Below are 20,267 nucleotides of genomic sequence, written 5' to 3' on the forward strand. Positions count from 1 at the left end.
TACTCTCAAACCTCAAATCTTCACGCAACTAATTCGCAACTTCCGCCTGCCGCTTCAATTTTGGTGCGAGCACCTGCGGTAAAAGCCGAGGCGCGCACTTGCAGAGGCACATTCAGTTCGCCATCTCCTAATATTTTCAGCGGCCCGTTGTCAGTATTGACAATTTTCGCTTGCATCAAAGAGGTGAGAGTAACTTCTGTGTTTGCTGGCAGCGATGCTAATTTACTTACATTAATGGTAGTGTACTCTTTCCGGTTCACTAGAGGGAAGCTTTTCAACTTGGGGAGACGGCGGTAGAGAGGATTTTGACCTCCTTCAAAACCGGGTCTAGTGCCGCTACCGGCTCTAGATTTTTGACCGCGCATCCCTTTGCCGGAGCTCGCGCCTTGACCGGCAGAAATACCTCTGCCCAAGCGTCGGGGGCGCTTTTGGGAGCCTGCTTTGGGTCGGGCGTCTTGCAATCTCATAGTTTTAGTAATTGGTAATTGGTAATTGGTATTTAGAGAGCGGGTACGCAGTAGTTTTGAGTGCGTGAGTTTTAAGTTGCGGATTTTTTTATTTTCACCGCAAGCACTTAACACTCAAAACTTACAGTTTCCCATTCTCGCGTGTCCTAACCGTAGAGATTTTCTACTGGAATTCCGCGCTCTTGAGCAACTTCGGACAAGGTGCGGAGGGTGGAGAGGGCATTGACTGCGGCTCGGGCGTTGTTTAAGGGATTTCCAGAACCTAGCTGTTTGGCTAAGATGTTGCGGACTCCTGCTAGTTCGAGAACAGTTCGCACTGCTCCCCCTGCAATTACCCCGGTTCCGGGAGCTGCCGGCCGCATCATCACTTTAGCTCCGCCACCGTCACCGTTGATGGGGTGAGGGATGGAGTTAGATTTGGTGAGGGGGACTTCAATTAGGTGCTTTTTGCCGTCAGCGACGCCTTTTTTAACGGCACCGATTACGTCGCTAGCTTTGCCGACTCCTACTCCAACTTGACCGCGTTCGTTGCCGATAATGACTATGGCGCGGAAGCTGAGTTTTTTACCACCTTTGACTACTTTGGTAACGCGCCGAATCTGAACAACCCGTTCTTGCCATTCGGATTCTTTTTCGCGCCCTTTGTTGTTGCTGCTGCTTTTTTTCTTGTTGCGCTGTTCTTTTTGTTCTGCCATAGTTTTGTCCTGTGGGAATTAGTAATTGGTGAAAGGCGATCGGCAATTGGTAATTGTTTGAGTAAAAAGTAAAAATAGAAGAAATCTGGATTTTGCCTTTTCACTTTCAACTTTTGACTTTTTACTTTTTAATTACTCATTACCCGCTACCCATTACCCCCTCTAGAAGTCTAACCCCGCTTCGCGAGCTGCTTCTGCGAGGGCTTTGACACGACCGTGATAGAGGTTGCCCCCGCGATCGAATACGACTTTGACTATGCCAGCGCTGGAACAGCGTTTGGCAATCAACTGACCGACTTGCACGCTCGCGGAGCAGTTGCCGCCAGAACTGAGAGTAGACTTCAATTCTGGGTCGAGGGTTGACGCGGCGGCCAAAGTGTGCTGGGCGGTGTCGTCGATTACTTGAGCGTAGATGTGCTGATCCGATCGAAATACCGCTAGTCTGGGACGTTCGGCGGTGCCGAACACCTTGCGCCGAACGCGGCGGTGTCTGCGCTGGACTGATTCTTTGCGAGTAAGCTTCATGGTTACTTCTTACCTGTTTTGCCTGTTTTACCAGCTTTGCGCCGGACAACTTCGCCGCTGTAGCGAATGCCTTTGCCCTTATAGACTTCGGGCGGACGCACCGCGCGGATGCGGGCTGCTGTATTGCCTACGAGTTCTTTGTCAATGCCGGAGACAATGACGTTGGTGTTGCCTTCAACTGCCATTGTGATGCCTTCTGGAGGGGGCATTTCCACCGGCTTGCTGTAACCGACGTTTAAAATCAGGTTCCGTCCTTGAACCTGTGCCCGATAACCTGTGCCGATAATTTCGAGACGCCGCTGAAAACCTTGGGATACACCTTCGACCATGTTGGCGACTAGGGTGCGGCACAAGCCGTGCAGTTGTCTGGCGACGCGAGATTCGTCTCGGCGGGTAACGAGTAAAGTCTCGCCTTCAATTCCCATGAGGATTTCGGCTGGGATAACTCGGGAAAGTTCACCTTTAGGGCCTTTGACGGCTACTTTTTGACCGTCTAGGGTGACGGTGACTTTCGTGGGGATGCTAATCGGACGCTTGCCAATTCGCGACATAGTTTTTTGTCCTTTGTTTTTAGTTATTAGTCCTTGATTATTAGTGCTTAGTTATTAGTCCTTAGTGATTGATTTTTGAGTCTGTTGCCAACGACCAGTGACTAATGACTAATGACTAATGACTACCAAACATAACAAAGCACTTCACCGCCCAAACCTTGGCGTCGAGCTTCTCTATCCGTCATAATGCCGCTGGAGGTAGAAATAATGGCTATGCCAATTCCGCCTAACACTCTGGGCAATTCTTTACGGTTCGAGTAAACGCGCAGTCCTGGTTTGCTGACTCGCTTAAGTGCCGTGATAATGGGCTTGCGAGTTTTACCTTTGTACTTTAGAGAAAGCACTAAATGTCGCTTGACCCCTTCTGCTTCTGCTTCTTCAAATTCGCCGATGAAGCCTTCACTTTTGAGGACTTGGGCGATGCTGCGGGTCATTTTTGTAGCTGGAATTTGCGTTGTTTGGTGGCGCGCCATGCAAGAATTGCGAATGCGCGTCAACATATCTGCTATGGTATCGTTAGCTGCCATCTTTTGCTTCTTACTCTAGTGCTTAGTTGTCCCGGAACGGCATTCCCATTTCTTTAAGCAAGGCGCGTCCTTCTTCGTCGGTGTTTGCTGTGGTGATAATTGAAATGTCCATGCCTCGAATTTGATCGATGCGGTCATATTCTATTTCTGGAAAAATTAGCTGTTCTCTCAGACCCAAGCTGTAGTTACCGCGCCCGTCGAAGCTTTTGGGGCTGATGCCGCGGAAGTCGCGGATTCGGGGGAGTGCGAGGTTGATCAGCCGATCGAGAAAATCGTACATCCGATCGCCACGCAGCGTCACCATAACGCCGACGGGTACTCCTTTGCGGATTTTGAAGCCTGCGATCGCTTTTTTCGCCCGCGTCACCACTGGTTTTTGCCCGGTGATGATCCCGATCTCGTTGATCGACGAATCGAGTGCCTTAGCGTTTTGAGATGCTTCTCCCAAACCGCGGTTCACTGTGACTTTGACGAGTTTGGGAACCTGATGGATATTAGTATATTTAAACTGATCCATCAGTGTGGGAACGATTTTTCCTTGATAAAGAACCTTGAGTTTGTCCGGCATAGTTTTTGTGTTTCGTTAACTGTCCCTGGGCTTGGTCAGGGAATTGGTTTTTGTCAGTTGTCAGTTGTTAGTTGGCCGTTGTCAGTTGTCTGTTGACTGTTGACTGTTGACTGTTGACTGTTGACTGATGACTGTTGACTGTTGACTGATGACTGAGGACTAATGACTAATGACTAATTATCGAGGATTTCTCCGGTTTTTTTGAGCTGTCGCAGTTTCCGACCGTCTTCGCTAAATGTATAGCAAACGCGGCTAGCTATTTTTTCTTTTTCGGAATAGTGCATGACATTTGAGCTGTGAATGGGAGCCTCAAACGTGAGTATTTTCCCGGACTCTCCCTCTTGCTGGGGCTTGACGTGCTTTGTTCTGATGTTTACACCTTTAACAATTACTTTGCTGACTTTAGGATATGTCTTTAAGATTTCTCCGACTTTTCCTTTCTCTTTGCCAGTAATTATTTGCACGGTGTCGCCTGCTTTGACGTGCATTCTGTAGCGCCGCAGTTCGCTAGTTGGTTTACCCTTTTTTCCGTACATTTTAAAGTACCTCCGGGGCTAAGGAAACGATTTTAGTAAAGTTTTTGTCGCGCAGTTCGCGGGCTACCGGGCCGAAGACGCGAGTGCCTTTGGGGTTGCCGTCTACGTTGATAATAACGGCGGCGTTATCGTCAAAACGAATGCTCATGCCACTGTCGCGGCGCAAACCTTTGCGGGTTCTGACAATGACAGCCCGAACGACATCTGATTTTTTGACGGCCATATTGGGGATGGCGTCTTTGACGACGGCAATGATGACATCGCCGACTCCGCCGTAGCGACGGTTGCCGCCTCCCAATACGCGGATGCACATCAGTTTGCGGGCTCCGCTATTGTCGGCGACATTGAGGTATGTCTGGGGTTGAATCATGGTGATTGTTGACTGTTAACTGTTGACTGTTAACTGTTGACTGTTAACTGTTGACTGTTGACGGCTAATTGATTAATCAAGTACCGATCGGGCGGGCGCGAGATCGCAATTAACTGTTAGCCGTTTTTTGTCCCGAAAATCTCAGCAACCGTCCAACGTTTGGTTTTGCTCAGTGGTCGAGTTTCAGTGATGCGGACACGATCGCCCGATTTGCACTGATTTTCTTCGTCATGAGCTTTGTAGCGCTTTGTGCGGACTACGATTTTGCCGTATTTGGTGTGGGAGGAGCGGTTTTCGATTGCTACCACGACGGTTTTATCCATCTTGTCGCTGACTACTACGCCAACTCGTTCTTTAATTGCCATAGCTACCTATTTTTGTTGTGCAATTGACTTGTTTTTAGCTACTGTGCGATCGTCGGCTCGGCTGCTTCTGACTCTTGGCTGACTGCTGCGGTTGCAGCAGGCTGTGCTACCTGTTTAGCTGCGGCTGATTTTGCTGCTGCTTCTTTCTCAGCAACGATTTGGCGCTCGCGTTCAACTGTCATCAATTGAGCTAGGCGGTGTTTGGCGTGCTTGAACAGGTGAGGCTTTTCCATGCGGCCGGTAGCTTGCTGGAGCCGCAATTCCATTAGTTGGCGCTTGACGGCTAAAATTTGCTCTGCTACTGCGGCATCGCTTAATTCTCTAGCTTCTTTAATCTTGGTCAAAGACATAATTGTGTGCTTTCTCGTTAGCGAGCGGTATGACAGAAGACAGAATTGTCTCGCTTGGCTGAAGGTCGAAGGAAAGAAAAGTTATGAAAGCCAGATTTTAAAATGCTGTAGCCGTTTAAAATGCTGATTAATACAGACCTAATTCTACCTTCGCTCTTCGCTATGACTGGTCTTCTTCGCGAGTGATGAACTTGGTTTTAATTGGTAATTTGAAAGATGCCAAACGCATTGCTTCGCGGGCAGTTTCTTCACTTACGCCGCCAATTTCAAACATTACCCGGCCCGGTTTGACCACGGCAACCCAAAACTCAGGTGAGCCTTTACCAGAACCCATCCGGGTTTCTGCTGCGCGCTGGGTGACTGGTTTGTCGGGAAAAATGCGAATCCAGATTTTGCCACCCCGGCGGATATAACGGGTCATGGCGCGCCGTCCGGCTTCTATTTGGCGGGAAGTGATCCAGGCGGGTTCGACGGCTTGGAGCGCGAAGTCGCCAAAGCTAACTGTGTTGCCGCGGGTGGCAACACCGCTCATTCGCCCGCGCTGTTGTTTGCGGAATTTGGTTCTTTTAGGGCTTAACATGGCGAAAGGGAGTTGGGTAATTGGTAATTGGTAATTGGTAATTGGTGATTGCTAATTGCTAATTGGTTTGGAACAACTGACAATTAACAAGTGACAACTAACAGTTAACAATTAGCTAGCCTTCGTTCGATCGATCTTCAAAGTTCTGGCGGCGGCGCTTTTGTTTAGTGCGGGGCACTGCTGCATTTGGTGCAGCCTCTTGTTCCTGTCCGGGAATAATTTCGCCTTTGAAAACCCAAACTTTAATGCCCAGAATACCGTAGATGGTTTGAGCAGTGCAGTAGGAGTAGTCGATGTCTGCCCGCAGCGTGTGCAAGGGGACTCTTCCTTCGCGCGTCCATTCGGTACGGGCGATTTCTGCGCCGTTGAGGCGTCCGCTGACTTGAATTTTGATGCCTTGGATGCCGACTTTTTGGGCGCGGGTGATTGCTTGGCGGACTACTCGGCGGAACGATACGCGCCGTTCTAGTTGCTGAGCGATGTATTCCGCGATCAGTGTGGCATCGGCATCTACTCGCTGGACTTCGACGACGTTGATGCGGATTTGGCGGTTGCTACCGAGTTGCTGCTGCAAACCGACGCGCAAAGTTTCGATGCCTGCTCCGCCGCGGCCGACGACAACGCCTGGTCTGGCTGTGAACACTTCTAGGTCAATTTGATCGGCTTTCCGCTCAATTCTGACAGAGGAAATCCCAGCATTGCTGAGGGTTTTACGAACGTACTTGCGAATTTTATAGTCTTCTTGCAAGAGTTCTGGATAGTTTTTGGGATCGGCAAACCAGCGAGAGCGGTGCTCTTGGGTAATGCCGAGGCGAAAACCAATTGGATGTATTTTTTGGCCCATAATAGTTGATGAGTTAATTGGTAATTGGTAATTGGTAATTGGTAATTGGTAATTTGTGATTACCCATTTTTTTCAACTTTAAGCTGTTTATTACCTCTTACGTTTTTCCCTGGTTTAGTTTTCTACGAGCGGAGCTACTACTACGGTAATGTGACAGGTTGGCTTGCGGATTTGGTAGGCGCGACCTTGAGCGCGGGGTCTAAAGCGTTTGAGGACTGGGCCTTGGTCTGCGTAAGCTTGAGACACTACTAGCTTGGATTTATCCAATCCTGCGTTGTGTTCGGCGTTTGCTACTGCCGATCGCAAAACTTTGACGATTGGTTCGCAGGCGCGGTAGGGCATGAATTCGAGTAAAATCAGCGCTTCTTGGTAGCTTTTGCCGCGAATTTGGTCGAGGACTCGGCGCACTTTGAAGGGGGATGTCCGGATGTAACGGGCGATCGCCTTAATTTCGGATGTGGTATCTATAGCCATTTCGATTTCGGTAATTGGTAATTGGTAATTGGGCAAAAGGTAATTGGTAATTGGTAATTTTTTTTCCGACTACCTATTACCTGTCACCTAATTCGGCTATCTTTTCGCCTTTTTATCACCACTTTTCGCGTGACCTCTAAAGGTGCGAGTGGGGGAAAATTCTCCGAGTTTGTGACCTACCATTTGGTCGGTGAGGTAGACGGGTACGTGCTGTCTGCCGTTGTGAACGGCGATCGTGTGACCTACCATTTGGGGCAGGATTGTGGAAGAGCGCGACCAAGTTTTAATTACTTGTTTTTGGCCGGCGGCGTTGAGTTTTTCGATTTTTGTCATCAGAGCATCTGCGACAAAGGGGCCTTTTTTTAGCGATCGAGACATGATTTTTTTAGTAATTCAGGAGTCATTAGTCAGAATTAAGCAGTCATTGGTCATCAGTCCTCAGTCATTAGTTAGCAGTTAATAACTAAGCACTGAAGACTGCTGACTGATTGACTAGCTTTGTCTGCCGCCCTTGCCGCGCTTGGAAGCTTTGCGGCGGCGCCGGACGATTAAAGCGTCGCTGCGCTTGTTTTTGCGTCGAGTTTTTGCACCCAAAGCTGGTTTACCCCAAGGAGTGACAGGCCCCGGACGTCCGATGGGAGCTCTGCCTTCGCCACCGCCGTGCGGGTGGTCTACCGGGTTCATGACGCTACCGCGAACGGTGGGTCTGCGACCTTTCCAGCGGGTGCGGCCTGCTTTGCCGAGGCTGATGTTTCTGGCGTCTGTGTTGCCTACTTGACCGATGGTGGCGTAGCAGTCGGCGCGGACTTTGCGCTGTTCGCCGGATGGCAGTTTGAGGGTGACGTAGCTACCTTCTTTTGCCATTAGCTGAGCGCTGGAGCCGGCGGAGCGAACGATTTGTCCGCCTTTTCCGGGTACTAGCTCGACGTTGTGGATGCTGGTACCGAGGGGAATGTTCTTCAGGGGGAGGGCGTTACCGATTTCGATCGGCGCGTCTGGGCCTGAGACAATTACTGTACCGACGTTTAAGTTGAGCGGGTGCAAGATGTACCGTTTTTCGCCGTCTTTGTAGAACAGGAGGGCGATGCGGGCGTTGCGATTGGGGTCGTATTCGATCGCCTTGACGGTAGCGGGAATGCTGTGTTTGTCGCGGCGGAAGTCGATGTCTCTATACAGCCGTTTGTGACCGCCTCCCCGGTGGCGACAGGTGATGACGCCTCGGTTGTTGCGGCCTTGTTTGGTGTGCTTATTGCTGGTTAGAGACTTTTCTGGCTCTGATCTGGTAATTTCAGCAAAGTCCGAGACGGTTTGTTCTCGGGTGCTGGAGGTATAAGGTCGGTAAGAACGGATGCCCATAATCGATCTATTTTAGATTTTGGATTTTGGATTTTGGATTTGACGTTTATCGATTTTAGATTTTAGGTTGAAGATTGGCGATCTTTGGTTAACTTACGAGTTTTCTGGTTCGAGAATTTCCACCAGTTAACCGCAATTTAAAATCTAAAATCTAAAATCTAAAATCCAAAATCGTCTAGACTTCTGGGAATAGGAGTTTGCGGATCGAGTCTCCGTCGGTCAGAGTTACGGTTGCTCGCTTGTAACAAGGCTTAAAGCCGACGAATTTGCCAACTCGACGCTTTTTGCGCGGCGGGTTTTGGGTGTTGACGCCGATGACTTTGACCTTAAATAGTTCTTCGATTGCAGCTTTGATTTGAGGCTTCGTCGCTTTGGGGGCTACGTCGAATGTGAATTGATTTAATTCCATCATTCGGGTAGCTTTCTCGGTGAGAATCGGACGCTGGATCAAATCTGCGTAGTCGCGGGGGTCGATTTTACTCACCGTAAATCTCCTGAATTTTAGCTATGGCTGTAGATGTGACGATAATTTTGTCAGCCGCGAGAACGTCGTAAACATTCAGGGATGTTGCCAAGATGACGTTTACTAATTCGATGTTGCGTCCGGATAAGTAGACGTTTGGTTGCGGTTCTGGCAAGATTAACAGAACTTTTGTATCGGGTTCGATGCCCCAGCGGGCGATCGCACTCAGCAATTCTTTGCTTTTGGGTCTCGGAAATTGCTCTGCAAATTCTTCAACCACAATGATGTCTTCGGTGCGACTTTGGAATGCTGTCCGCAAAGCGAGACGGCGTTCCTTTTTGTTCATTTTGACTTCAAAGTCTCTCGGTTTTGGCCCGAAGATGACACCGCCCCCCCGCCACAGCGGAGAACGGATAGAACCTGCTCTGGCTCGACCCGTGCCTTTTTGACGCCAGGGTTTGCGGCCACCGCCTCTGACTTCCGATCGAGTTTTGGTGCAAGCATTTCCTTGACGGGCGTTATTCAGTTGCCGCGTCAATGCTCTGTGAACGATGTGAGAAGCATTTTCTTCTTTGGCTACGCGCAGTTCTAAAGTTGTTTCCCCAACTTCTTCGCCTTGCCAATTTCGGACTACACAATTAACCATATCTTTTGTCCTTTGTCTGTTGTTAGTTGTCTGTTGTTAGTTGTCTGTTGTCTGTTGTCTGTCGTCTGTTGTCTGTTCTCAGGTCTTAGTTTTCAGCTCTTAGTTTTCAGCTTTTAGTTCTTAGTTATTGCTTGCTACTAACGGCCAACCACTATCTACTGACTGCTGACTACTGACTACTTACTACTGACTAACGTCCTACTTTTTTCTCAGGCACAACATTGACTAAGGCGCCAGCTTTGCCGGGAACTGCTCCCTTAATTAGCAGCAAATTCTGCTCTGTATCCACCCGGATAATTGTTAGTTTGCGGACGGTGACTTGAACGTTGCCCATACGTCCTGCCATTCTTTTGCCGGGATAAACGCGACCGGGAGTAGTTCCAGGCCCGATCGATCCAGGCTCGCGGTGGTTCTTGGAACCGTGAGACATGGGACCTCGTTTAAAGTTGTGGCGCTTTTGAAAACCTGCAAAACCTTTACCGATGCTGGTACCGATGACATCTACTATTTGTCCCGGTGTAAAAGTATCTGCTTTTAGTTGTTGACCTAATTCAAATGAACTGGTGTCTTCCAAGCGGTATTCCTGCAAGTGGCGCAATGGATTCGCCCCCGACTTGGCAAGGTGTCCTAGTTCTGGCTTGTTGAGAGCCTTTGGTTTGACTTCGTTGTATCCAACTTGAACGGCACCGTAGCCGTCAGTTTGTTTTGTTTTGATTTGAGTTACTGTACAAGGCCCTGCTTGTATGACGGTGACGGGGATGGCTCTCCCTTCGGCGTCAAACACTTGAGTCATGCCTAGTTTAGTGCCAAGAATGCCTACAGACACGGATTTTCTTCCTTTTATTTACGCAAGAGGTTTCGGATTGCGAAATTTACGTCAATCCGCTTGCTCTTGTGCAGAAACATTTATTTCAGTGTTCCTGCAATTAACTGTTATCAACCAACAGCCTTCCTCGGTGTTTAAAATTTGAGTTTTAAATTTGGGAGCGAGCTTGTGGAAGTCTTGCAAGGGTTGAGATTCGCGGCTTTTTACCGGCTTTATCTCCGAGTTTTGTCTCGGTCTTGCTTGTTTGTGCCAGGACTTGAGCAGCAAACCACTCAGTATCCTTTACGGCGACAATTCACAATAGTACATGAAGTGTTTGCCGTTTGTCAAGGCCGCGATGAGAATTTTTCGCCTCAACTTTAGGATTTATAATATTTCCAGCTCGCAAGCAGCGATCGACCCAATTTTGATACAGCAGGAAACACAAATTTATGGGACTGATTACGACGGGATCTGATCTGATTCGGGATTTGGAAAAGTCGGGGTCGCTGGCCCTGTACGTTCCTTTAGAAGGAGGATTTGAGGGGCGCTACCTCCGCAGGCTGAGGGCTGCGGGCTACGGTGGGTACACGATTTCGGCGCGGGGTTTGGGTGATTTGGCGATGTATTTAACGGGGGTTCACGGGGTGCGGCCGCCGCATTTGGGCAAGAAAACTACTGGCAATGAAGGGGCTGTGGGTTATACGTACTACGTGCCGCCGATGTTGAAAACTCAATTAGACAATTTGCCACCTAAAGCAAAAGGACTGGTGCTGTGGATTATTGAAGGGCAGATTTTGTCGAGTCAGGAGATTGAGTATTTGACTGTTTTGCCGACGTTAGAACCGCGAGTTAAAATAGCAGTTGAGATGGGGGGCGATCGAGCTTTTAGCTGGAAGCCACTTAAAGATGCTTTAGTTGCAGCTTAAATTCCGGTATTTGCGATCGCAAATCAACTAAAAAACGCAGCGAGCAACTAAAGCTCAACAGCTTCTGCTCGCTGGTTTTGATATTTTTGGGAAAAACTTAATTAACAGGAAAAATCTTAGGCTTCAGAACCGCGATTATACCATCATTATTGACAAAAGCGGCAGTATGTACACAAAAGACCAGATGGGCGGTAAAACTCGGTGGGCGCTCATGCAAGAATCGACGATCGCATTGGCGAATAAATGCGAAGAACTAGATCCTGATGGCATAACAGTTTATGTGTTTTCCGGTCGCTTCAAGCGCTACGACAACGTAACATCAGCTAAAGTCGTGCAAATTTTCCAAGAAAACGAACCTTCGGGAACTACGAATTTAGCTGCTGTTCTGCAAGACGCCCTGAACAGTTATTTTCAGCGCAAAGCATCCGGTAAGACCAAGCAAAATGGGGAAACAATATTAGTGGTGACGGATGGGGAACCGGACGATCGCAAAGAAGTGATGAAAACTATTATAGAGGCTTCGCGGAAGCTCGATCGAGATGAAGAGTTGGCGATTTCTTTCATTCAAGTAGGGAATGCGCCGGAAGCTACTAAGTTTCTCAAGATATTGGATGACGAACTGCAAAGCGCCGGGGCTAAATTCGATATCGTTGATACTGTCACGATGGATGATATTGAAGGAATGACCCTGACAGAGGTATTGCTGAATGCAATAACTGATTGAGGAGGCGGGCGAAGTTCACGCGATTATATTTGGGCCAGTTTGCCCAGCAGCATTTTTTAGGGGGTTTAAGTTATGGAATCTATCGAACGCCTGTTAGGTGAACTTAAGGCAGAGTATCAAGCATCTCAAAAAAATGCTGAGTTGAAAAGTCAGGCGCCGGCGCAAGCACAAGCGCCGTCAAATGCAACATTTAAAACATCAGATATAAATTTGTATGCTGGTTCTTTGGATAAGGATTTAGCTCAAATTAAGGCTGAGTACGAAGCACAAAATAAAGCTCAGGAAGTCGCTTCACAGCAACCGCTTAAGGCTGAGCACGAAGCACAAAATCAAGCTCAGGAAGTAGCTTTACAGGAACAGCGGCCTGCAGAAAAAGTCGCGGGGCCGCAGTTGGAGGTACAAACGCACAGACAGAAAGTTAGGCAAGCTCAGGTTTGGCTGAAAAAGTTGGATAAAAATTCCGATGAGGGATATTGGTTCGATCAGTTTGCTTTTAAGTATTCTTCGAGGATAGATGCGGCGATCGACTATTTGCAAGCTGTGAATGAGTTTGATTGAATGTTGATTGTTGGCGGTTGGCGGTTGACGGTTGAGGATTTACTGTTAAACTATCATTCCAAAATGTAAAAAATATGAAGCAGAAGCAGAAGTAAAAGTAGTAGGTTGGGTTGAGCGATAGCGAACCCTACGCTTCGCCGAACACTTTATTTTAAATGAAGAGTTGGGCGAAGTGAAACGTAGGGTTCGCAACCTCAACCAAACCTACATATTGGGAATTTCACTTAATTAAGAACCGCTGTAGCTAGTTTCAACTAATAGCATCTTTGAGAACAGACGTAGGATTCAACAAAAACAAAGCCGCTTTTTTTGCTGTATCTTCAGATAGCTGAATTTGTTTTAACTCAACAATACCTTCACTGATAAAAGTATCTCTCAAAGCAGCTTTTTCTCCGCTGTTAAAACTCGTTTCGTAAAACACTTCTCTAATTCCAGCGGCAATGACTAATTTCAAACAATAGATGCAGGGTTCTAAGGTGACGTAAATACTAGCCCCAGCAGTAGATATACCGTGTTTGGCAGCTTTGGCGATCGCATTTGCTTCGGCGTGAACCGCCCTTGATGGTAAAGTTTTACTGGCGTCGCAACTACTCAAACCAGGATAGCAGAAGCCTTGAGTAGTACAGTGTGCCGAACCTGACGGCGAACCGTTGTAACCCGTTGCTAAAACTTGCCTGTTTTTAGTTATCACCGCGCCTACAGGAAAAGCCAGACAAGTCGATCGAGTAGCGGCCAATTTTGCTAACATTAAGAAGTATTCGTCCCAACTCGGTCTTTCTTCTTCTAAATTCATTTTCTATCCTGAATGTATTGGTTGCTGGTTTTCAGACACTCGGCCGCCTTTTGCAATTCTATTCCCAAATAACCAATATGCTCGCCTTTGATAGCCGGGGAAGCTGCACAAATTTCTCGCACTAACTTGAGAGGGTTTTTTCCAGAATAACAGGTGACAACTTCGCCGCTGCCCGGGGTGGTTTGCGTGACAACTATTTGATTGTCGGCTACTTCAACTAAAAAATTGCCTGCTGCATCGAAAAAGTCTCTATCTTCGCAGATTTTAGCATATTGGGTTTGAATAAGTCGATCGGCATTTTCAAAGGTATCGTCATACAAGTGAGCAGATTGACTCAGCGTTACCAACGGGCCCATCGTCAAATTATAATCGGAACGCCGAGCAATTTCATCTCGAATGTGCTGCTGCAAAGCCCGCAAGCCCATTGCATTTGCCGGCCAAGCCGCAAACATATCATTACTGCGGAGAGTTGCAGTTAGCGATATTTCACCGTCCACAACTCGCACCCAAATGTGATTTAAACAAGGGCTGCCGCTGTGCTGGTGGTCTGAGGAACCATCAGGTCTTCTGTTAATATTTCCGCCGGCATCCCACAAACTAATTACAGCACTTGCCGCGTCAATTTCTTTAATTAGTTTGGCAATAACTTCTTCAATTTGATCTCGTCCAAACCACGACCGCATCCGCTGTGCGTAGGTATATTTAATGCCTTCGCTATACGGGGCATCTTCCAGCATTTGCGGTTTGTACTGTTCGAGGAAATCACGGTCTATTGGTAAGTAATTCGGTTCAGGAAAATAGAACTCCGCAGGTTCATCTGTAATCACTGCCATTAAGTCAATTAATTCTTGCCACTGTCCGTCATAACCAGTCGGTCGCAGGGTGCCGGTGGTCTTAATTCGGTGGATGATTTTTACCCAAGTTTCGGCGATAGTTTTGCCTTCGATTCTGTGTCCGTATTTCTGACCGGGGAGTACAGTCGGAACGATTTCGACTAACGGAAAAGTTACGGGTTCTCCCCAAGGTTCAACAGATTCTTTTTGGGCAAAAGACTTGACAATAGTCACTGTTTCTGCTATGTTTTTGGCTTCTTTCCATTCTATTGAATGACGCAATAGTTCTAAGGCTTCTGCTGCTATTTCAATATCAATGTAGCCAAATATTGAAGATTTAATTAGCCAGCAATCTCTACCAGTATCGCTTTTGCCGGCTTCAAATCCGTTGCGAAAAAAGTCTATCAAGCAGGCTGCGGCACCGGAGTTGCGGTCTTCTTTGGTAGCATTGAGAATTACTAAAAAGCGGACGTGGGGATTGCACAGCAAGTTTCTAATTAAGAAGTTGATGCCGCGGGTGGGCGAGTACAGTTGTCCGATGACAGCAAATTCGTTGGGTTGTAAATGTTTGCCGTTAGCGGAGCCCTTGGAAAGGATCGCACTTTTTACTGTCCAGCCGCTGACAATGGCTGTTTGCCCCGTTCCACAAATTAATTGATTTGGTTTATATAGGGGTTTGTACTCAAATTTATTGACGAGATTTGTGGCTGTCATGGTTTATCGTTTTTTGCACCGCGTACTACTATATCAATAGTTTGGATGGTTTTAAGATATCAATCATCTTTATGCTGCCGCTGCAATGATTTTTTATGCTGTGTCAACGCAGATCCTTGCCTGAATGTCTTTTACAGCGAGATCCTTCACCGGAATTGAAATCACAAACTCTGTACCTTGACCTAAAGTTGAGTTGACTTGTAAAGTTCCAGAGTGTTTCTGGACTACGATTTGATGAGCGATCGCCAATCCCAGCCCTGTTCCTTGCCCCACGCCTTTGGTGGTAAACAGATGCTCAAAAATTTTTGGCTTCACCGCATCCGTAATGCCAATCCCATTATCCTGAATTCGGATCACTGCCTGAGATTCCGACAATTGGGTTTTGACAGTAATCTGGTTGGGTTTGGCTTTGATCTGAGCAAAACTGCGTCCTTGATTTGATTCCTCAAGGGCATCGATCGCATTTGCCAGCACATTCATAAATACCTGATTCAACTGTCCGGCAAAGCATTCTACCTGTGGCAGATCGCCATAGTCTGTGATCACTTCAATTTCCGGGCGACATTCGTTGGCTTTGAGGCGATGCTTGAGAATCAAGATCGTGCTGTCAAGCCCGTCGTGGATATTGTAAGGAATGGGGCGATCGCAATCAGAACGCGAGAAAGTTCTTAAACTGGTGCTGATTGTGTGAATGCGATCGACTCCTTCTTGCATCGAATCAATTAACTTGGGTAAATCCTCTTGTAAGTATTCCAAGTCTATTTCCTCCACGAATGCCTGTAGCGTGGCACTTGGATAAGGGAGTTCTTTTTGGTAGAGAGCGATAACTTGAAAGAGGTCTTTAATACAATCCTGAGCGGGTTTCAGATTGCCAGCAATAAAGCCAAGCGGATTATTAATCTCGTGCGCGACACCCGCCACTAAATTCCCCAAAGCAGACATTTTTTCGGTGTGGACTAAATGAACCTGAGACTGTTGCAGTTGTGTGAGTGCTGCTTCTAAATCAGCGGTTTTCTCAGCTACACGCTGTTCGAGATTTTTAGTTAACTGCCGTAGCTGCAAATGAGTTTTTACCCGTGCTAGCATCTCCTGTTCTTGAAAGGGTTTGGTGATGTAGTCCACAGCACCCAATTCAAATCCTTTCTCCTTACTATCGGCATCGGAGAGAGCGGTCATAAAAATGATGGGAATACTTGCGGTTTTCGGATCTGCCTTCAGACGTTTGCAGGTTTCAAAGCCGTCAATTCCTGGCATTTGAACATCGAGTAAGATCAGATCGGGAGGATAAGCTTGGACTCTCTTAAGAGCGCGATCGCCGTTGATTGCGGTTGCTACTTCGTACCCCGCATCACTTAAGGTTTCACAAACCACTTCTAAGTTGGCAGGGGTATCATCCACCACCAAAATTAATTCAGGACTAGACATCGGCTTTCTTCTCTGTGAGATCGATTCCGGTTGCACCGGAATGATTGTTGACTGTTGACTGTTGACTGTTGACTGTGAGCCGAAAAACTGAAAAGCGTGCTTATTATTGGTGGCAGATTGAAGGAGACTTTATCATGACGATGCTAGCGAATTTGATCGGAGGTGTTGTTCTAGCAACTCTTCAATCTCTTCGGCTTTAAATTGCTTGGCTAACTGAAGAATTTTTGAGGCAAAATTAGCGTAGAGAGGGTTAGATTGAGCAATATGCTCTGTGTGCGATCGTAGCCGTTTTAAGTTGCCTTGCTGTGCCAATTCTAGTAACTTTTTTAAGTCTATAGGGGAAGGAATAATCATCCCTTCTGGGTTTTCTAATGCAGTGGTTGGAGTGGATTGTGCAGAGTCGTTGGAGCCTGTTATTTCATATTTCCATTCTAATTCCAAATGAGTGGCTAAGAGGTTAAATAATTCACTGACTTCCACTGGCTTTGCCAGGAAATCATTTCCCCCTGCATCTAAACTCATCTGTTGATAGGCTTGTGCAACTGATGCAGAAGAGACAATGATCTTCGGGTGGGGCAAATCCTTTGCACTGCGAATTTGTTTGAGCAGCTCAAAGCCGTCCATGACTGGCATTGCCAAGTCTGTAATCACTAAGTCAGGTTGAGACTGTCGTATTTTTTCCAATCCTGCTTGTCCATTTTCTGCCTCACTAACTTGGAATCCTAGTGGCTCTAACAAGTTAAAGAGAACGGCTCGGTTTTCCCAACGATCGTCCACCACAAGTATGCTGCGTCGTTGTCCTTCGTAACCAATAATTTGTTTTCCTATTGTGAAGGAGTTTTGCTGTACCCAATCGGTGGCGATCGCCAGTTCCACCTCAAAAAAGAACTCACTCCCGACTCCGGGTTGGCTGTTAACTTGGATTTGTCCGTTCATAAGTTGGACAATTCTTTGGCTAATTGCCAGTCCTAAACCGGTGCCCTCGGCTTGGCGCTGGCGATCGCCCACTTGTTCAAAAGCCTGAAAAATTTTCTCCAAATGATTGGGCGCAATTCCTACACCCGTATCCTCAACTTGAAATTTGAAAGAGGGAGTGGACGGATTGGGAGGATTCTCAACTACGGCAACCTTCAGCGTGACAGAACCTTTGTCGGTGAATTTAATCGCATTTCCCACCAAGTTGAGTAACACCTGACGCAGCCGTTTTTCATCGGCAAAAATCCCTTCAGGTAACTGTGGATCGGGCTCGTAAACGAAGTCAATGTTTTTTTGGTCGGCACGAATGCGGCAGATTTCAGCGACACCTTGGAGGAATGAGGGAAAGTGAATCGCTTGAGGTGTGAGTTCTAATTTGCCGGCTTCAATTTTGGACAAGTCCAACACATCGTTAATCAGCGTCAGCAAATGATAACCACACTGGTGGATGATTTCTACCCCATGACGTTCTTTCGCTGGCAATGCGCTGCTGCGGTTGAGGATTTGAGCATAGCCCAAAATACCGTTGAGGGGAGTGCGGAGTTCGTGGCTCATGTTGGCAAGAAATTCGCTTTTTGCTTGGTTTGCGCCATCGGCTACAAGTTTTGCTTCTTTCAGTTCTGCGGTGCGTTCCTCGACACGGCTTTCCAGTTCGATAAAGGAGGCTTTGAGTTGACCTGCCATCTGATTAAATGAATCTGCCAGCGATTCTAATTCACTAATACCTTGCACCTGAAGTGTTTGATCCAACTGTCCCGAACTAATCGCCTGACTGGCTTTTTGTAGCTGCAAAATCGGTTTGGTAATCCAACGCGAAGTAAAAAGACCCAGTATAGTCGTCACTACCAAAGCCCCTAGACACAGCAAAATTGTGGTGCGAGTATTGGCATTGATTTGTGCCATGAAATCTGATTCAGGCACCACAACGACGCTGAACCAATCGATACCTCGTTCGTCTCGAATGGCGGAAACCTGCACGAACTGCCGTTGGTTTGCCAGCATAAAATCAAGCTGTTGATTTTGTGCAATAGCGTTGAAGTTGCCAAATCGATCGAGGATAGCTTGCGCTGTGGCACGAATTACAGAACTTTCAGACTTGACGGCAGGAATTTGTTGCAACTCCTCATTTTTAAGATCCATAATGTAAGGCTGACTGATCTTTGAACTCGCAATCAGATTGCCCGATCGATCTACGATAAACGTTTGTCCCGTTTGACCCACCTTCAACTCGCTCAGAAAACGATGAATCTTGTCCAGCCGAAAGGTGCTTTTTTCCACGCCTAGTAACGTTCCATCGCGATTGTAAATCGGCTGGGATAGAGCCAGCGTAGCCGATTTATATGAACTGCTGAGGTAGGGCACAGATGTCCAGGCTGATTTTCCAGCTTTCTGTACAACTTGATACCAAGGTCGAGTCCGAGGGTCAAACTCTGCCTGAGTTTTGAGCAGTGCGACTCGTTGACCTTGATTATCAAGTTTGTAGAATTGGCGTTGAGGTAGACGCGCTTTGTCACCACTGAGGCGAGAAACGATGCCGTCATTGATTGTTGTATCTAGGGCAATACTCGTGCCATCCTCTAAACCAATTTGCACGTCTTCGAGGGTATTTTGGCTGACTAACCGCCACAAAGTTCGTTCCAGTTTGGTGAAATCTGTTAAATCAAGCTGACCTTCTTGGGCCGCAGCTACGATCACTTGTCCGGCAATATAAGGTTTTTCCAAATAGTTTAGAACTTCCAGATTGAGGCGATAGCTCATCTCTTGTCGTAACTGACTGGCAACTTCATTGACTGCCTTCTGTCCATTTCTCAGAGAAATATATCCCGTTAATCCAACTGCTACGAAGATTTGTAGTACAAACGGGACAATCAAGAGTGATCGCAGGGAAAGTTTGCGCTTAGGTTTAAATAGATTCAGGGATGAGTTTGGCAGAGACATGGTAGTAGCTTCTCTAGAAAATAGACTTTGAGGAATTGCTAGCTTGATGTTCAATCCACCTTGGTAGGGTCTTTCAAGGTGCTTAAATTCCTGGCTAGACACCGACGCTAACAATTAATTTTGTACCTCCAACAAACAGTCGTATTAGCAAGTTGCTAGTGGTTTTCTATTGTTCACGGAAGTGCAACAATCGCCCTCGTTGGTTGATGTGCCGTTGGTTGGTGGAGTTGCCCGGAGGTTGTGATCAGCGGGCGATCTGTTAGCCGAGGGTTTTTTTTAGTAAATCGGGCGATCGTTCGGGCTCAAATTTAAAGGCGATCGCACGCACTCCACCAACAATCTCTCAACCCAATTCCCATCGAAGACTACCGTTTACAGAAAATCCCAAAGAAAGCCCAGGGCTTTTAGTCGTGGGATGAATCTGCTTACCCTTTAGGGTCAGCCCTTTTCAGTCTATGCCGCAGTCCCCTGATTAGATGTTAATTGTATCAATACTTCAAAGTTACCTGTAGGTCGATCTTAAACTCGATTTGATCATTCCGACATTCTCATTAAACCCAGTTTTAAGCTAAAGTTTCTCACGGTGAGTTTCTCTTTTTAGGATTTTAATAAATTATTTTAACAAATTCCTCAAGCCAACAATTCACTGACCGCTACGCTAAAACCTGCAAGCACACTTTGAGTGTTAACAACTTCATCGGCATTAAACAACCGCCAGCGTTGCCCTGCATTGACAAATATTAATCTAGCTTCAGGAAACAACAACCAAACTTCTAAACATCCCGATTCCAAATATTCTTGAGCTTTTGCGAATAACTCTTCGCCGCTATCTTCGGGGGAAGCAACTTCGGCTATCAAAGGAAAACTTTGGGAAAATGCTGTAAAATTGCCTGATTGTGGCAGCAGTTCAGGAGTAATGTAAGCAACATCGGGACGGCGACCCTGCTTGCTAGTGCGACAAAGGACTTCTGTAACAACTTCTCCTCCCTGTCCGCTGGAATTTTTGTAAGTTTTCCAGGAAGTAGCTAGATTAACTTGAGCGAGACCGTGCTTGAATGTCATTCCTGTTTTCTCCACTAAGTTGCCGTCAACCCATTCCATTCTATCAGCAGGTCTGACTAAAAAATCTTCAAGAGATATGACTTTTTTAGGCTCAGATTCTGGCGAAATTCCTGCTATATTTTCTGATTTTTGCGGTAATTCTGGCTCTGAGTTTTGCTCGGCTTTTTTTGGTATAATTATAGTAGCTGTCATGG

26 protein-coding genes are annotated in these 20,267 nt (G+C 47.0%); 3 read left to right on the forward strand and 23 right to left on the reverse strand.

Features of this window, described 5'->3' with window-relative positions; all coding sequences use genetic code 11:
* Nucleotides 1-20: 20 nt before the first annotated feature.
* From rplO to rplC, 18 genes are all read right to left on the reverse strand, one after another.
* Nucleotides 21-467 carry a 50S ribosomal protein L15 gene (gene rplO, locus QUB11_RS11080; protein WP_333070037.1) on the reverse strand — a complete coding sequence of 149 codons (447 nt, stop codon included), beginning with the start codon at nt 465-467 and terminating at the stop codon, nt 21-23.
* 146 nt (nt 468-613) lie between these two features.
* Entirely contained in the window at nt 614-1,162 is a 549-nt protein-coding gene (gene rpsE, locus QUB11_RS11085) for a 30S ribosomal protein S5 (protein WP_190745441.1), read from the reverse strand.
* A gap of 162 nt (nt 1,163-1,324) precedes the next feature.
* Complete coding sequence (gene rplR, locus QUB11_RS11090; protein WP_333202670.1) at nt 1,325-1,687, reverse strand: 50S ribosomal protein L18; 363 nt, start codon at nt 1,685-1,687, stop codon at nt 1,325-1,327.
* A gap of 2 nt (nt 1,688-1,689) precedes the next feature.
* On the reverse strand, nt 1,690-2,238 hold the full coding sequence (gene rplF, locus QUB11_RS11095) for a 50S ribosomal protein L6 (RefSeq protein WP_333039622.1): 549 nt from the start codon (nt 2,236-2,238) through the stop codon (nt 1,690-1,692).
* 122 nt (nt 2,239-2,360) lie between these two features.
* Nucleotides 2,361-2,765, reverse strand: coding sequence for a 30S ribosomal protein S8 (gene rpsH / locus QUB11_RS11100; protein WP_190657976.1), 405 nt, complete (start codon nt 2,763-2,765; stop codon nt 2,361-2,363).
* A gap of 22 nt (nt 2,766-2,787) precedes the next feature.
* Nucleotides 2,788-3,333 (reverse strand): 50S ribosomal protein L5, encoded by a 546-nt coding sequence (rplE, locus tag QUB11_RS11105; RefSeq protein WP_006634989.1) that lies wholly within the window; start codon nt 3,331-3,333, stop codon nt 2,788-2,790.
* Between the two features lie 173 nt (nt 3,334-3,506).
* Complete coding sequence (rplX, locus tag QUB11_RS11110) at nt 3,507-3,869, reverse strand: 50S ribosomal protein L24 (protein ID WP_333202672.1); 363 nt, start codon at nt 3,867-3,869, stop codon at nt 3,507-3,509.
* Nucleotide 3,870: 1 nt separating this feature from the next.
* Nucleotides 3,871-4,239 (reverse strand): 50S ribosomal protein L14, encoded by a 369-nt coding sequence (rplN, locus tag QUB11_RS11115; RefSeq protein WP_006634991.1) that lies wholly within the window; start codon nt 4,237-4,239, stop codon nt 3,871-3,873.
* 116 nt (nt 4,240-4,355) lie between these two features.
* Nucleotides 4,356-4,604 carry a 30S ribosomal protein S17 gene (gene rpsQ / locus QUB11_RS11120; protein ID WP_006634992.1) on the reverse strand — a complete coding sequence of 83 codons (249 nt, stop codon included), beginning with the start codon at nt 4,602-4,604 and terminating at the stop codon, nt 4,356-4,358.
* A 38-nt stretch (nt 4,605-4,642) separates the two neighbouring features.
* Nucleotides 4,643-4,954: a 50S ribosomal protein L29 gene (gene rpmC, locus QUB11_RS11125; protein ID WP_333101806.1), complete on the reverse strand. Its 312-nt coding sequence runs from the start codon at nt 4,952-4,954 to the stop codon at nt 4,643-4,645.
* Between the two features lie 160 nt (nt 4,955-5,114).
* Entirely contained in the window at nt 5,115-5,534 is a 420-nt protein-coding gene (gene rplP, locus QUB11_RS11130; protein ID WP_333057788.1) for a 50S ribosomal protein L16, read from the reverse strand.
* A gap of 115 nt (nt 5,535-5,649) precedes the next feature.
* A complete protein-coding gene (rpsC, locus tag QUB11_RS11135) occupies nt 5,650-6,378 on the reverse strand; it encodes a 30S ribosomal protein S3 (RefSeq protein WP_242719701.1) in 729 nt (242 codons plus the stop codon).
* A 114-nt stretch (nt 6,379-6,492) separates the two neighbouring features.
* Nucleotides 6,493-6,852 (reverse strand): 50S ribosomal protein L22, encoded by a 360-nt coding sequence (gene rplV / locus QUB11_RS11140; protein ID WP_190657986.1) that lies wholly within the window; start codon nt 6,850-6,852, stop codon nt 6,493-6,495.
* 96 nt (nt 6,853-6,948) lie between these two features.
* A complete protein-coding gene (gene rpsS / locus QUB11_RS11145) occupies nt 6,949-7,230 on the reverse strand; it encodes a 30S ribosomal protein S19 (protein ID WP_006634997.1) in 282 nt (93 codons plus the stop codon).
* Between the two features lie 114 nt (nt 7,231-7,344).
* Nucleotides 7,345-8,208, reverse strand: a complete 864-nt coding sequence (rplB, locus tag QUB11_RS11150) for a 50S ribosomal protein L2 (protein WP_333057787.1) — start codon at nt 8,206-8,208, stop codon at nt 7,345-7,347.
* Nucleotides 8,209-8,383: 175 nt separating this feature from the next.
* A complete protein-coding gene (locus QUB11_RS11155) occupies nt 8,384-8,692 on the reverse strand; it encodes a 50S ribosomal protein L23 (RefSeq protein WP_006634999.1) in 309 nt (102 codons plus the stop codon).
* Nucleotides 8,685-9,317 carry a 50S ribosomal protein L4 gene (gene rplD / locus QUB11_RS11160; RefSeq protein ID WP_190657994.1) on the reverse strand — a complete coding sequence of 211 codons (633 nt, stop codon included), beginning with the start codon at nt 9,315-9,317 and terminating at the stop codon, nt 8,685-8,687. Before rplD ends, QUB11_RS11155 begins: the two co-directional genes overlap by 8 nt.
* Nucleotides 9,318-9,507: 190 nt before the next feature.
* Entirely contained in the window at nt 9,508-10,143 is a 636-nt protein-coding gene (gene rplC, locus QUB11_RS11165) for a 50S ribosomal protein L3 (RefSeq protein ID WP_333160376.1), read from the reverse strand.
* A 431-nt stretch (nt 10,144-10,574) separates the two neighbouring features.
* On the opposite strand from rplC, the gene QUB11_RS11170 reads away from it, so the two are divergent.
* The 3 genes from QUB11_RS11170 to QUB11_RS11180 all read left to right on the forward strand — a co-directional run bounded on the left by QUB11_RS11170 (nt 10,575) and on the right by QUB11_RS11180 (nt 12,333).
* Entirely contained in the window at nt 10,575-11,051 is a 477-nt protein-coding gene (locus QUB11_RS11170; protein ID WP_333059805.1) for an NAD(P)H-quinone oxidoreductase subunit N, read from the forward strand.
* Between the two features lie 100 nt (nt 11,052-11,151).
* Nucleotides 11,152-11,775, forward strand: a complete 624-nt coding sequence (locus tag QUB11_RS11175) for a VWA domain-containing protein (protein ID WP_333390589.1) — start codon at nt 11,152-11,154, stop codon at nt 11,773-11,775.
* Nucleotides 11,776-11,847: 72 nt separating this feature from the next.
* Nucleotides 11,848-12,333, forward strand: coding sequence for a salt stress protein, Slr1339 family (locus QUB11_RS11180; RefSeq protein ID WP_333390564.1), 486 nt, complete (start codon nt 11,848-11,850; stop codon nt 12,331-12,333).
* Between the two features lie 250 nt (nt 12,334-12,583).
* Here the strand turns inward: QUB11_RS11180 and QUB11_RS11185 are convergent, their stop codons facing one another.
* The 5 genes from QUB11_RS11185 to QUB11_RS11205 all read right to left on the reverse strand — a co-directional run bounded on the left by QUB11_RS11185 (nt 12,584) and on the right by QUB11_RS11205 (nt 20,265).
* A complete protein-coding gene (locus QUB11_RS11185; protein ID WP_333202678.1) occupies nt 12,584-13,126 on the reverse strand; it encodes a dCMP deaminase family protein in 543 nt (180 codons plus the stop codon).
* The gene (locus QUB11_RS11190) at nt 13,123-14,673 is read right to left on the reverse strand and encodes a thymidylate synthase (RefSeq protein ID WP_333202680.1); all 1,551 of its coding nucleotides are present in this window, start codon (nt 14,671-14,673) and stop codon (nt 13,123-13,125) included. The genes QUB11_RS11185 and QUB11_RS11190 overlap by 4 nt, the downstream gene beginning before the upstream one ends.
* 93 nt (nt 14,674-14,766) lie before the next feature.
* A complete protein-coding gene (locus tag QUB11_RS11195; RefSeq protein WP_333202682.1) occupies nt 14,767-16,098 on the reverse strand; it encodes a response regulator in 1,332 nt (443 codons plus the stop codon).
* 132 nt (nt 16,099-16,230) lie between these two features.
* Nucleotides 16,231-19,065, reverse strand: a complete 2,835-nt coding sequence (locus tag QUB11_RS11200; RefSeq protein ID WP_333390567.1) for an ATP-binding protein — start codon at nt 19,063-19,065, stop codon at nt 16,231-16,233.
* A gap of 576 nt (nt 19,066-19,641) precedes the next feature.
* Entirely contained in the window at nt 19,642-20,265 is a 624-nt protein-coding gene (locus QUB11_RS11205; protein ID WP_333202686.1) for a Uma2 family endonuclease, read from the reverse strand.
* Nucleotides 20,266-20,267: the final 2 nt, after the last annotated feature.

It is taken from the genome of Microcoleus sp. B6-A1 (genome assembly GCF_036705085.1).
GTDB lineage: Bacteria > Cyanobacteriota > Cyanobacteriia > Cyanobacteriales > Microcoleaceae > Microcoleus.

What these genes read in the sequence shown, in the direction of transcription:
- rplO (WP_333070037.1), bottom strand. Translation starts at nt 467, where the DNA reads ATGAGATTGCAAGACGCCCGACCCAAAGCAGGCTCCCAAAAGCGCCCC.
- rpsE (WP_190745441.1), bottom strand. Translation starts at nt 1,162, where the DNA reads ATGGCAGAACAAAAAGAACAGCGCAACAAGAAAAAAAGCAGCAGCAAC.
- rplR (WP_333202670.1), bottom strand. Translation starts at nt 1,687, where the DNA reads ATGAAGCTTACTCGCAAAGAATCAGTCCAGCGCAGACACCGCCGCGTT.
- rplF (WP_333039622.1), bottom strand. Translation starts at nt 2,238, where the DNA reads ATGTCGCGAATTGGCAAGCGTCCGATTAGCATCCCCACGAAAGTCACC.
- rpsH (WP_190657976.1), bottom strand. Translation starts at nt 2,765, where the DNA reads ATGGCAGCTAACGATACCATAGCAGATATGTTGACGCGCATTCGCAAT.
- rplE (WP_006634989.1), bottom strand. Translation starts at nt 3,333, where the DNA reads ATGCCGGACAAACTCAAGGTTCTTTATCAAGGAAAAATCGTTCCCACA.
- rplX (WP_333202672.1), bottom strand. Translation starts at nt 3,869, where the DNA reads ATGTACGGAAAAAAGGGTAAACCAACTAGCGAACTGCGGCGCTACAGA.
- rplN (WP_006634991.1), bottom strand. Translation starts at nt 4,239, where the DNA reads ATGATTCAACCCCAGACATACCTCAATGTCGCCGACAATAGCGGAGCC.
- rpsQ (WP_006634992.1), bottom strand. Translation starts at nt 4,604, where the DNA reads ATGGCAATTAAAGAACGAGTTGGCGTAGTAGTCAGCGACAAGATGGAT.
- rpmC (WP_333101806.1), bottom strand. Translation starts at nt 4,954, where the DNA reads ATGTCTTTGACCAAGATTAAAGAAGCTAGAGAATTAAGCGATGCCGCA.
- rplP (WP_333057788.1), bottom strand. Translation starts at nt 5,534, where the DNA reads ATGTTAAGCCCTAAAAGAACCAAATTCCGCAAACAACAGCGCGGGCGA.
- rpsC (WP_242719701.1), bottom strand. Translation starts at nt 6,378, where the DNA reads ATGGGCCAAAAAATACATCCAATTGGTTTTCGCCTCGGCATTACCCAA.
- rplV (WP_190657986.1), bottom strand. Translation starts at nt 6,852, where the DNA reads ATGGCTATAGATACCACATCCGAAATTAAGGCGATCGCCCGTTACATC.
- rpsS (WP_006634997.1), bottom strand. Translation starts at nt 7,230, where the DNA reads ATGTCTCGATCGCTAAAAAAAGGCCCCTTTGTCGCAGATGCTCTGATG.
- rplB (WP_333057787.1), bottom strand. Translation starts at nt 8,208, where the DNA reads ATGGGCATCCGTTCTTACCGACCTTATACCTCCAGCACCCGAGAACAA.
- rplD (WP_190657994.1), bottom strand. Translation starts at nt 9,317, where the DNA reads ATGGTTAATTGTGTAGTCCGAAATTGGCAAGGCGAAGAAGTTGGGGAA.
- QUB11_RS11170 (WP_333059805.1), top strand. Translation starts at nt 10,575, where the DNA reads ATGGGACTGATTACGACGGGATCTGATCTGATTCGGGATTTGGAAAAG.
- QUB11_RS11180 (WP_333390564.1), top strand. Translation starts at nt 11,848, where the DNA reads ATGGAATCTATCGAACGCCTGTTAGGTGAACTTAAGGCAGAGTATCAA.
- QUB11_RS11185 (WP_333202678.1), bottom strand. Translation starts at nt 13,126, where the DNA reads ATGAATTTAGAAGAAGAAAGACCGAGTTGGGACGAATACTTCTTAATG.
- QUB11_RS11190 (WP_333202680.1), bottom strand. Translation starts at nt 14,673, where the DNA reads ATGACAGCCACAAATCTCGTCAATAAATTTGAGTACAAACCCCTATAT.
- QUB11_RS11195 (WP_333202682.1), bottom strand. Translation starts at nt 16,098, where the DNA reads ATGTCTAGTCCTGAATTAATTTTGGTGGTGGATGATACCCCTGCCAAC.
- QUB11_RS11205 (WP_333202686.1), bottom strand. Translation starts at nt 20,265, where the DNA reads ATGACAGCTACTATAATTATACCAAAAAAAGCCGAGCAAAACTCAGAG.